Annotated in this window: 10 protein-coding genes; 3 read left to right on the top strand and 7 right to left on the bottom strand. The window is 38.9% G+C overall.

Annotation, left to right across the window (positions count from 1 at the left end):
* On the top strand, positions 1–121 hold a 121-nt coding region (locus NYG85_RS11380; RefSeq protein WP_284938763.1), incomplete at its 5' end, for a flagellin.
* A 534-nt stretch (positions 122–655) separates the two neighbouring features.
* Here NYG85_RS11380 and NYG85_RS11385 read toward each other — a convergent pair.
* Genes NYG85_RS11385 through nikA form a run of 7 tightly spaced genes read right to left on the bottom strand, consistent with a single transcriptional unit; the run spans position 656 to position 8,484 of the window.
* Positions 656–3,028 carry a DUF7494 domain-containing protein gene (locus tag NYG85_RS11385; protein ID WP_284938747.1) on the bottom strand — a complete coding sequence of 791 codons (2,373 nt, stop codon included), beginning with the start codon at positions 3,026–3,028 and terminating at the stop codon, positions 656–658.
* 1 nt (position 3,029) lies between these two features.
* Positions 3,030–3,740, bottom strand: a complete 711-nt coding sequence (locus NYG85_RS11390; RefSeq protein ID WP_284938749.1) for a hypothetical protein — start codon at positions 3,738–3,740, stop codon at positions 3,030–3,032.
* Positions 3,741–3,788: 48 nt separating this feature from the next.
* Complete coding sequence (locus tag NYG85_RS11395) at positions 3,789–4,541, bottom strand: ABC transporter ATP-binding protein (protein WP_284938750.1); 753 nt, start codon at positions 4,539–4,541, stop codon at positions 3,789–3,791.
* The gene (locus NYG85_RS11400) at positions 4,528–5,211 is read right to left on the bottom strand and encodes an ATP-binding cassette domain-containing protein (RefSeq protein WP_284938751.1); all 684 of its coding nucleotides are present in this window, start codon (positions 5,209–5,211) and stop codon (positions 4,528–4,530) included. Before NYG85_RS11400 ends, NYG85_RS11395 begins: the two co-directional genes overlap by 14 nt.
* Positions 5,208–6,017 carry a nickel ABC transporter permease subunit NikC gene (gene nikC / locus NYG85_RS11405; RefSeq protein ID WP_284938754.1) on the bottom strand — a complete coding sequence of 270 codons (810 nt, stop codon included), beginning with the start codon at positions 6,015–6,017 and terminating at the stop codon, positions 5,208–5,210. The genes NYG85_RS11400 and nikC overlap by 4 nt, the downstream gene beginning before the upstream one ends.
* The gene (locus NYG85_RS11410; RefSeq protein WP_284938756.1) at positions 6,014–6,949 is read right to left on the bottom strand and encodes an ABC transporter permease subunit; all 936 of its coding nucleotides are present in this window, start codon (positions 6,947–6,949) and stop codon (positions 6,014–6,016) included. Before NYG85_RS11410 ends, nikC begins: the two co-directional genes overlap by 4 nt.
* Positions 6,946–8,484: a nickel ABC transporter substrate-binding protein gene (nikA, locus tag NYG85_RS11415; protein WP_284938759.1), complete on the bottom strand. Its 1,539-nt coding sequence runs from the start codon at positions 8,482–8,484 to the stop codon at positions 6,946–6,948. Before nikA ends, NYG85_RS11410 begins: the two co-directional genes overlap by 4 nt.
* A 308-nt stretch (positions 8,485–8,792) precedes the next feature.
* On the opposite strand from nikA, the gene sdhA reads away from it, so the two are divergent.
* Together sdhA and NYG85_RS11425 are read left to right on the top strand one after the other, a co-directional pair.
* Positions 8,793–10,637, top strand: coding sequence for an 8-methylmenaquinol:fumarate reductase flavoprotein subunit (sdhA, locus tag NYG85_RS11420; RefSeq protein ID WP_284938760.1), 1,845 nt, complete (start codon positions 8,793–8,795; stop codon positions 10,635–10,637).
* A partial coding sequence (locus NYG85_RS11425) for a succinate dehydrogenase/fumarate reductase iron-sulfur subunit (RefSeq protein WP_284938762.1) occupies positions 10,634–11,309 on the top strand: 676 nt, incomplete at its 3' end. The genes sdhA and NYG85_RS11425, both read left to right, overlap by 4 nt.

Below are 11,309 nucleotides of genomic sequence, written 5' to 3' on the forward strand. Positions count from 1 at the left end.
TGTTGATTTTGCAGCTGAGAGTGCAAACTTCTCAAAACGAAATATCCTAGCACAATCAGGCAGCTACGCAATGAGCCAAGCAAACTCAGTGCAACAAAACGTCCTAAAACTGCTACAATAACTACAAAATCCATAGGTTTAACCTATGGATTTTAATTCTTTAATTTTGGTTTTTTTAATAAAAATTCACGTGGTTTTTGATAACAACTTCGCTTAAAATTTAAAAGGTGTCGTTTTTTTAGAAAAAATGTTTTTTGCTTGGCTTTTAGCACAAACAAAGTCAGGGGTTACCCACCTACACTTTTTTTACTATAACTTGCAAACAATCAAAATAATGTCTTAACATTATTTTGATTTTCGTTTGCTCCCAATGGCGACACTCTATCGTTGCTGTGTTTTTGCAAGCTTAATTCTTCTAAAACAATAAATCTCTTAATATGCGAACATCTGCCAATTAAAGTCGGCGTTTGCTAGTTTTACGTTTTATCGTTTTTTAGAATTTTAACCCAAAATCGCGCATACAAATTTCAAATATTCAAAATCGTATATCAGCGGTATTGGCTTTAAATATCGCTTATTACGTGGTTTGATGTATCTGTATTTGTGTGAGTTTATAATCTCATCGGTTTTGTTAGGGCAATGCTCAAAAATAGGTTTATTTTAAATTCACAAGCTCTAAATTTGAGCGGCAAAGTGCGGTGTAGGCGTTGTTTAGGTTGGATTTGACGCATTCGTTTAGGTATGGCAGGGCGTTTTTTGGCTCTTTTTTGGCGATGAAAATATCAGAGATTAGCGCCAAAGCACGGCTTCGCTCGTCCGCTTTTAGCCGTAAAGACAGAATATATCTTGCCTCATCAAGCGCATCATCAAGCTCATTTAGCTTCAAATTCGCACTTGCGTAGATGAAATTTAGACTTGGCGTGTATGAGTTGATTTTGGCGTTTGTCTGCATTTCTAGCGCCTTTTTTGCGTAAATTCCAGCATTTGCAAAGTCATTTTTTGAGTAGGCGTATCTAGCTAGGGTGTCGTATGCCTCAATTAGCTTAAATTCCTGCCCGCGTAACGTGATTGTGGCGTTTAGCGTCTGCATCGCCTCGCTAAATCTATCCAGCTTTAAAAGTGAGTAAAACCTATAAAAAAGCGCTGGACTTGGGTCTGAATGCTCCACGCTTTGAGCTAACGAAATGGCTTCATTTGCGGCTTTGACGCTGTTTTCATAATCATTTAAAAGGTAGCTACTTTGGCTTAAATTCACTAGCCACTCCACCCTATCTTCTAAATTTTCATCTTTTATGTGAGCGAGTGCTAGGGCGTTTGCATCCTTGTATCTTGCCGTCCTAATCTGGCACTCATAGAGCTTAAACTGCGGAATTTCAAGGCGGTTTAAGTCATAGCTCTCGCTTAAATTTATCACGCTTTGGCAGTCGTTTTTACGCACGGCTTCTTTGGCTAGTTCAAGCGCGGCAGCGTTTAAAAGCATAAATCCCTCGCTCTGATTTAAATCCTTAATCACTGCTGTATAGCCCAACGTGTCGCTAAATTTTCGCTCATCGTTATTTAGCTTCATATCGGCGATTATCGCCTTTACGCCGATATCTGATTTTTCGTATTTTTCTATGAGCGTTTTGTAGTGAGCGTGAAGTTTTGTTGAGTTAGTTTCGCCAAGACTAAAAAATAGTCCGTCCTTTGCTGTGCCTACTTCTGCTAGATAATCGCCGTATTTAAACTCGCTCTCATAGCGGTTTAGATACTCATAAGCCCTGTTTATTTCGCCACTTTTTGCAAGTGCTATGCCTAAATTTTTAAGGCTTACTTCATAAATTTCATCGGCCTTTTTGCTGTTTAAAACCAAAATTTCATAAATCCTAGCCGCAATGTCAGCCATATCATTTGCTAGAAATTTCGCTGCCATTTCATTGGCTTTTTGCCTATCATTTAGCAGGAATTTCTCGTTTGCGTTTGTGATTTTTAGGATATATTTTTTGGCTTCATTTAGGCTCTCTTTTTGGATATTTAGTCCAGCTAACGCAAGCGCGGCACGAGATGCGATATCAATGTCGCTTGTTGAGTAAAGCACGTCCTCATAGAGTTTTACGGCGTCCTTGCTTCTGCCGTTTTTGTAAATTTCATCGGCATAATCAAGCATCAAAAGCCAAGTGAATTTTGAGTTTTTATGCTCGTTTAAAAGTATATCAATCATATATTTTGCATCGCTTAAAAGGCTCTCTTTGATGTAGGCACGAGCTATCATATAAAGCACCTCGGCGTAGTTATCATCTGATGGGAATTTTCTAATCCACGCCTTGCCCTCTTTTATCACATCATCTGGACTTAGGTCTTCAAGCGGTGTGTTTGAGGCAAAAATTTTATCCATAGCACGAAGCCTGTAAAGCAAAAACTCCCCTGCAAAAATGCTCTGCGGGTGGCGTTCTATGGCGATTTTTGTATCATCTAGCACCTTGTTAAACGCACCTCTTTCGTAGGCTTTTTTTATGTTTATGTAAATGTCAATGTCGTTGCTGTCAAAGCCTTTAATTGGGGCTTTGCTAAAATCAAGCGCACCGATACTTGGGGTTAGAAGCGAGCTAAAAATGGGGTTAAAATTTATGCCGTTTGGCTGTTTTTTATCAAATTCTCTCAAATTTGGATCAACGATTATGTTAAATCGCTTTGAAATTTTGCTTAGATTTTGGCTGACATTTTGGTCGCTAAAAAGCGCATTTTGGGTGTTAATTAGCCGTGAATTTGCCTTTGGCAAAACGACAATAAACAGCTTATCGCCCTCTTTTTTGTAGCGAATATCCATTAAATCAAGATCAACATCTTGCATTTGCAAAATGCCATCATCATCAAGCATACAAGCATATCGCTTCGTATCGTAGGCTAAAATCTGCTCCACGCACTCAAAATTTTTAGTGTCGCTAATCTCTAAAATGCTATAAGGTTTGCCCTTTTCTATGCCGTTATTTAAACTAAGTGTAAATGAAAACAAAAAAATCGGTAAAAATAGGGCAAAAATCGCTCTCAAACTAAATCTTTCTGACCATTACTTGTCTAAAATTATATCCGCTAATCTTGCTAACGCCAACGAATGCAACCGTGCTACTTTGGCTTAAATCAAGCGTGAAATTGGCACTCATCTTAAAATCGCCATTTGAAATTTCAACCAAATCGCCATCTTTTATCTTTGAAGCAGCCATAAAACTAGCACCGCCTTTAATGTAAGGCGTGGCTGAAATTTCTTGATAAATCACGCTACCATCAAAGTTATTTAGCTCTTTTAACTCGCTTAAATCGCCATTTGTTTCGTAGCTTTTAATGTCGCTATCACAAACGATGACATTTAAGCCTAAAATTTCTAAAAATTCAAAGAGCATTTTAGCGTCTTTGTGCGTAAAAAACGAAGCGTCAATGATGATATTTTGTGCGTCTTTTAGCCACTCTGAAAGCCAAACAAACTCCTCTTCGCCCACGCTACACTCCCCACTTAAAAAGCCCTCATCAAGCTCATCAAAATACTCGTTTTTAACGCCAAAATTCTTACAAATCAAAGCCAAAACGTAGCTAATTGAGCCGATTTCGCATTTAATTAAATTCTCTTTGCCTAAAATTTCATCATAAAAACACGAGATATATTTAAAATCGCACTGCTTTAATTCATTTGCAAGTGCGTAGTTTGAGCGTGAAAGTAGGTTTGCAAGACTTAAAGTCTTTGCCTTTTTAAAGTCGCTAAATTTCATTTTACCCCTTTTTTTAAAGGCGATTATCGCTTTTTAGTGCTTTAAATCTTATAAAACCGCACTTTCTAATGCCAAACCAAGCTCTGATTTAAAGCGTTCATTTACGCTAATAATCTCAGAAATTTTAGCACTATCTAAGAGTGCAATCTCATCGCAAATAGCACGTGCTAAACGCAAATCGTGAGTGATAAATAAAAAGCTCATCTGCCCTTTTAGGCTGTTTAAAAATTTTATAATTTCATCTTGCAAAACAAGGTCAAAGGATGAGAGTGCTTCATCTAAAATCAAAAGCTCTGGCTCTATCGCCAAAGCACGTGCTAAACAGACTCTGCCAAGCTCTCCGCCACTTAAACTAATGGCTCGTTTGTTTAAAAAATTTTCGTTAATTTGCAGATTTTTACACATTTTTTTAACACGCTCTAAACGCCCATTTTTATCTAAATCGCTAAGGTGTAAAAGTGGCTCGTTTATTACGTCAAAGACGCTAAAAGCTGGGCTTGTTGAGCCTAGCGGGTCTTGAAATACGATTTGTGCTTTTTTATAAAACTCACGCCGTTTTTTTAGGCTGCTTAAATCTAAAATTTCGCCCTTAAAAAGCACCTTGCCACTTTTTTGGCGATTTAGCCCCATTATTGTGTTTGCTAGTGTGCTTTTGCCAGAGCCTGAAACACCCATTAATGCAAGGGCTTTGCCAGTTTTTACGCTAAGATTTATGCCGTTTAAAACGCACTCATTTTGACTACCTAAAAATGAGCGTTTGCTAAATTCACAGGTTAGGTTTTTAACTTCAATTATATTCACAAAAGCCCTTAAATGCGTAATATGAGCCTAAAAGCTCCTTTGTGTAGGCTGTTTTTGGGGCATTAAAAATTTCATCTTTACTGCCACGCTCAACGATTTTGCCACCACTCATTACTAAAATTTCATCAGCCATTTTATAAACCACGCCAAAATCGTGCGTGATAAGCAAAATTCCAAGCCCCTTTTTTGCCCTTAGATTAAGCAAAAGCTCTAAAATTTTACTCTGCATGATTAAATCTAAATCGGTTGTTGGCTCATCGGCGATTAAAAATTCTGGCTTTTTTAGAATACTAAGGGCTATCATTGCCCTTTGAAGCATACCGCCACTAAGCTCAAATGGATACTTTTTAAGCACCGCTTCTTGAAGCTGGGCGTCGCTAAATGCCTCTAAAATCTGAGCCTTGCTTGCACCGCTCTCTTTTGCGTGAGTGTAAAGGGTTAAAAGCGGATTAAACGCCGTGCGTGGATTTTGCATAATCATTGCGATTTTATCGGTGCTAACGCCAATTTTTGTACTTGATTTAAAATTTGGCGGAGTAAAACCAAAAATAGCAGCCGCACTTAGGCTTTTGCCACTGCCACTTTTACCAATTAAAGCCGTGATTTTTGAGCGTTTTAGGCTAAATTTTATATCCACAAAATCATCAATTTTAATCTCAAACTCGCTCATCTTAACGCTCCGTTTTTATCAAGCCTGTCCCTTAAATTATCGCCGATAATATTAAAGCTCATCACGCACAAAAATAGTGCAACGCCTGGATAAAAAATCAGCTCTGGCGTGGTAAATAAAAAGTCCTTTGCGTCGCTTATCATAATGCCCCATTCAGCCGTTGGCGACTTCACGCCAAGCCCTAAAAAGCTAAGTCCAGAGATGTGAAGCATAATGTGTCCGATATCAAGCGTGGCGACTATGACGCATTGAGAGATGATTGGATTTAGCATATTTTTTTTAAAATTTTCAAAGCCAGAGGCGCCTGAAATTTTGCTAATTAAAACGTATTCTCTATTTTTTAGATTTAGCACGATTGAGCGAATAATCCTTGCATACCACGCCCAGTGAGTTAGGGCGATTGCGATGATAATATTAACAACGCCAACGCCAAAAATTCCAACCAAAAACAGCGATAAAACAATGGTCGGCATTGCAAAAAATAGGTCGCAAATTCGCATTAAAAGCTGATCAACCCTGCCACCAACAAACCCAGCCACACTGCCAACAACCCCACCAAAAAGCACGATTAAAAACAGCGTAGCAGCCACGCAAGATAGCGAAATCCTAGCCCCAAAAATAAGGCGTGAAAGCACATCTCTGCCTAAATGGTCGGTGCCAAGCAGATGAGTTTGACTTGGGGGTAAAAATTTCGCACTTAAATTTATGGCATTTGGCTCAAATGGCGAGATAAAAGGCGCAAAAACGGCTAAAAAAATCATTGCAAAAATGACAAAATAGGCAAAAATAACGGCAAATTTTCTCATTTGTAGCCAAGCCTGATTCGTGGGTCAATTAGGGCGTAGATTAAATCAATTATTAAATTGCTAAGTATAAAAACCACAGCCATAAGTAGCATAAACGCCAAAATCACAGGATAGTCGTTGCTAACGACTGCATTTATAATGTAAGTGCCAACTCCTGGATAAGCAAAGACATTCTCAACCACAATAGCAGCCCCTAAAAGCTCGCCAAAATGCATACCAAGTGCCGTGATTATGGGGATTAGAGCGTTTTTTAAAACGTGGCTAAATAAAATCCTAGCCCCACTAACTGAACGCATTTTTGCATACAAAACGTGGCGAGAATTTAGATTTTCAAGCATATTTGCACGAATTAGCCTAGCGTTAATTGCAATTGACATAAAGCTAATTGCAAAGGCTGGCATTAAAAGGTGCAAAAACGACCCAGCTCCAAATGGTGGTAAAAGCTCAAATTTGAGCGAAAAAATGCTAATTAAGATAAATCCGAGCCAAAAATTTGGCACACAAACGCCAATAAATGATATAAATCTGACCGCAAAATCTATGAATTTATCCTTAAAAATGGCACTTAAAACCCCAAGCAAAAGCGAAACAAAAATGGTAAAAAATAGCCCCAAAGCGATTATTTTTAGGCTATTTAAGAAGTAGTAAATCATATCTGAAAAAACGTCCCTGCCAGTGATAAAAGAGACGCCAAAATCAAGGCTAATCGCACCATTAAGCCAAGCTAGATATTGGGCTAAAATCGGCTTATTTAGCCCTAGAATTTCTCTTGCGTTTTTTATAGCACTATCGGTTGGGGCAATGCCAGAGGCGGTTAGGTAGCTTAAAACAGCGTCCGTGCCATTTAGCCTAAGCATAAAAAAAATGATAAACGAAAGCACTAAAAGCAACGGCAAAATAAGCAAAATTCGCTTAAAAACGTATCGTTTCATTTTATAAAATACATATCTTCAAATGGGATAATTTCGGCTAAATTTTTTGAGCTAACACCGCCAAGTTTTGGACTACTTATGGCGATATTTGTCTCAAACGAAATAGGCAGATAAATCGCCTCATCGTGGAGCGTTTTTAGCACGTTTTTGATTAAAATTTCTCTTTGTTTTTCATCAAAAGTCGTTAGCATTTTTGTGATATTTGCGTCAATTTCACCCTTATTTTTTAACCCACTTTGTGCCATAAAATCGGCGTGAGAAGGGGTTTTAAACGATGCTAAAAACATCTCAGGGTCATAAGGTATCCCCCAAGTGCTGTTAAAAATCATATTAAAATCGCCACTTATATGCCTTTTATAAAAAATACTGCTCTCATCGGCATTTAGCTCAATTTTTATGCCGATTTTATCCGCTTGTGCTTGAATGATTTGTGAAATTGACTTAAAAGCGGCGTTGTTACCGATATATGATAGCTTAACAACCAGCGGTTTGCCGTTTTTATATCTCACGCCATCCTTGCCTAAAACCCAGCCATCAGCGTCTAAAATTTCTTTTGCTTTTAGCGTGTTAAATTCATAAGGCGTGGCGTTTATATCGCAGTTTGGCAGGTCTTTGCTAAATAAAAAATCTGCCCTTTTTTGCGTGTCAAAAAAGACCGATGAAATGAGCAAATCCTTATTTACAAGCATATTTAGGGCTAATCTCACGCTTTTGTCGTTTGTTGGGAATTTATTTGAGTTTAGGGCTAAAACAAGCGTATCTTTTGGCTTTGAAATTGAAATATTAAAGCGTTTTTTTAGCTCATTTAGCACATCAAGCGGGATTTGTTCGCTTAGATAAATCAGGTCAATTTCGCCAGTTTTTAGCGCGATGATTTTGGTGTTTGAATCAGGGATTACCTTGCCGATTAGGGTATCAATTTTTGGCTTTTGTCCCCAAAATTTTGGATTTATCTTAAATGTGTCGCTTACGCCAAGTTCGCTTTTAACAAGCATATAAGCACCAGTGCCTACTGGACTTTTTATGCCCTCTTTTGTGCCACCATTTATGAATGATTTTGGCGAGATGAAGCGAAATGGGCGGATTAAACTTAACTCTTTTATCGTTGGCTCGTAGGGCGTTTTTAGATCAAGTGCTAGTTCGTATTCGCTTAAAATTTGGGTGTTTGTGATGATATTTGCAAGTGTTAGCCAAGCGTGGCGGTCTTTGTTGGCTAAAATGGCGTCAAAATTCGCCTTTGCCGTGCTTGCGTTAAATTTTTCGCCGTCGCTAAAAAAGACATCATCACGAAGTGTGAAAATGTATCTTTTGCCGTCATTGCTAACCTTATAACTTTTGGCTAAATTTGGGCTAATTTCGCCGTTTTCATCATATTTAAAGAGTGCTTCATAGACTAAATTTTGTGCAAACATCTCATTTGGCGAATAAAGGTGTGGATTTAGTTCGCCAACATTCTTTGACATTACAAATTTTAGCGTATCAGCCGACATAAAACTACATAAAATTCCAAATAAAAAGAGAAATTTTCTAGTCATTTTAGCCCTTTTGTAGATTTTGTTTAAAATTTATTTGGTGTTATTGTATTTAAATAAGTATTATTTGTCAAGTGTGAATTTTGAAAATTTAAGCTTTTAAAAATCAAAAACAACCCTAAAAAAGGCTTTTTTAGTCTTAATATTTTTAAAAAAAGCCAACTATTTTTAAATATAAATTTAATAAAAATTTTTAAAAATTTTATAAGAATATAAAGATTTTTTAAAGTAAATTGTGGATAAAATGCGGCTTTTTGAATTTTTAGCCAACAAACGACTTGAAATTTAAAAACCAAAAATAAGGACAAAATATGAGCGAACAAAATTTTAGCAGACGCGACTTTTTGCAGTCAGCCTGTATCGGTGTTGGTGCTTTAAGCCTTAGTGGTGGCATTAGCAGTGCTTTTGCAAACGAAAACAAGGGCATACAAACTAACACAAGTGGCTTGCCGTCTTGCGATATTTTAATCATCGGTTCAGGCGGTTCTGGACTTAGAGCTGCTGTGGCTGCTAGAAAACTAAATCCAAATTTAAGCGTAATAGTCGCTACAAAAATGATGCCGTCACGCAACGCAACCTGTATGGCAGAAGGCGGTATAAACGGCGTTACAGATTTTAGCAACGGCGACTCTCACAAGCTTCACGCTTATGATACGATTAAGGGCGGCGCGTATTTAGTGGATCAAGACGCCGCTTTGAAATTTTGCGAGTTAGCCACAAAGGCTATCCACGAGCTTGATTACAACGGTGCTTTATTTTCACGCACAAAAGATGGCGACGTCGCTCAGCGTATGATGGGCGGCGCTAGCAAAAGACGCTGTAACTACTCAGCCGATAAATCAGGTCATATCATTATGCACGCCTGTCTTGATGACGCTATTTCGGCTGGTGTGAAATTTTTAATGGATCACGAGTTACTTGATATCGGCGTAGAAAACGGCAAATGCGAGGGCGTCGTGCTAAGAAATATCCAAACCGGCGACATTCACCCAGTGCTTTGCAAAGCCATAGTTATCGCTACTGGCGGATATACGAGAATTTTTTATAACAGAACTTCAACCCCATACATCGCTACTGGCGACGGCGTAGCAGCGGCACTTAGAGCGGGTCTAGGCTTTGAAGACCCTGAGATGATTCAGTTTCACCCGACCGGCGTTCAAAATGGAGGCACGTTAATTACCGAAGCGGCTCGTGGCGAGGGCGGATACCTTTTAAATAACAAGGGCGAACGCTTTATGAAAAACTACCACGAAAAGGCAGAGCTAGCGCCAAGAGATGTGGTCGCTAGGGCGATTGAGATAGAAATCAGAGAAGGCAGGGGTTATGGCGAAGGGCTTGGCTCATACGTGCTTTGTGATGTTAGACATCTTGGCAAAGATACGATTATGAATAAACTACCAAAAATTCGCCACACAGCACTTTTATTTCAAAACATAGATTTAATTGAAGAGCCAGTGCCAATTCGCCCAACAGCTCACTACTCAATGGGTGGCATTGAAGTTAGCAAGATTGATGATATGAGCACGAAAATTGAGGGTATTTATGTAGGCGGCGAGGCTGGATGTATCTCTATCCACGGCGCAAATCGCCTAGGTGGTAATAGCCTAACTGACGCCGTCGTAACTGGCAAACTAGCAGGAGAGGGCGCTTCAAACTACGCAAAAGACGCTAAATTTTTAGAGGGCAAAAACGTTTTAGAACTAGCTAAAAAATGGCAAGAGAGATTTAAAAACGTAACTACTGGCGGAGAAACAAATCAAATGTATGCACTTCGTGAAGAGCTAGGCCGCCAAAACTGGGATAATATGGGAATTTTTAGAACCGGCGAAAAGCTTGAAAAACTAGCAAAAGCCCTTGATGATATTCAGGCACGCTACAACGAGCTTAAAATTCCAGACCCAAGCCTAGTGATGAATACGGCATTTACCGATTACGTTGAGCTTGGTAACCTTATTTTACTATCTCGTTGCGCTTGTTTAGCGGCTATTAACCGCTTAGAGAGCCGTGGCGCTCACACACGTGAGGACTATCCAAAAAGAGATGACGCAAATTTCTTAAAACACAGCATCGTAACGCTAAAAGACGATAAATTAGAGCTAGGATACAAAGACGTAGTGGTTACGGAATTTAGCCTAGACGGAAGGAAACCACAATGAAAATAACAATACAACGCTTTAATGGTCAAAAACAATGGGATCAAACTTATGAGCTAACAGATAAAGAGTTAGAGGGTAAAACCCTACTTTCAGTGCTTTTACTCATCAAACAAACAAAAGACATTACGCTAAATTTTACAGCTTCTTGCCGTTCGGCGATTTGCGGAGCTTGTGCGGTTAGAGTAAATGGACACTCATATCTTGCCTGTGATACAAAGATGAATGAGCTTTTAGCAGAATATGACAATCCAGATGAGATTAAAATTTCTCCGCTTGGCAATTTTAGAGTGATCTCTGACCTTGTAGTTGATTGGGAGCCAAGCATTGAAAATTTACGCAAAATCCGCCCATCAATCATCGCTAAGAGCGAATTCTCAGCTGAGAAAGGCTGTAAGCAAACTCAGGCTGAATTTGATAGGATAAGCAAGCAATGGGACTGCATCCTATGCGGTAGCTGTGCTAGTGAGTGTAATAAACTAGCTGCTGATTCAAGCGATTATATGCAACCTTTTGTATTTACTCACGCATTTAGGGCAGCTTATGACTCACGCTCAAAAGACCCGCTAACTCACCTAAAACCAGCCATTGCAAATGGTCTTTGGAAGTGCGTGCATTGTCAAGAGTGTGCTGACCGCTGTCCAAAAGGCATAAGCTCGGCTGATGATATTGCCG

Origin of the sequence: Campylobacter gastrosuis (assembly GCF_030249845.1) — a bacterium.
GTDB lineage: Bacteria > Campylobacterota > Campylobacteria > Campylobacterales > Campylobacteraceae > Campylobacter_A > Campylobacter_A gastrosuis.

Bases quoted from the DNA above. Each gene is read 5' to 3' on its own strand.
- NYG85_RS11410 (WP_284938756.1), bottom strand. From the start codon at position 6,949: ATGAAACGATACGTTTTTAAGCGAATTTTGCTTATTTTGCCGTTGCTT.
- NYG85_RS11390 (WP_284938749.1), bottom strand. From the start codon at position 3,740: ATGAAATTTAGCGACTTTAAAAAGGCAAAGACTTTAAGTCTTGCAAAC.
- NYG85_RS11400 (WP_284938751.1), bottom strand. From the start codon at position 5,211: ATGAGCGAGTTTGAGATTAAAATTGATGATTTTGTGGATATAAAATTT.
- nikA (WP_284938759.1), bottom strand. From the start codon at position 8,484: ATGACTAGAAAATTTCTCTTTTTATTTGGAATTTTATGTAGTTTTATG.
- nikC (WP_284938754.1), bottom strand. From the start codon at position 6,017: ATGAGAAAATTTGCCGTTATTTTTGCCTATTTTGTCATTTTTGCAATG.
- sdhA (WP_284938760.1), top strand. From the start codon at position 8,793: ATGAGCGAACAAAATTTTAGCAGACGCGACTTTTTGCAGTCAGCCTGT.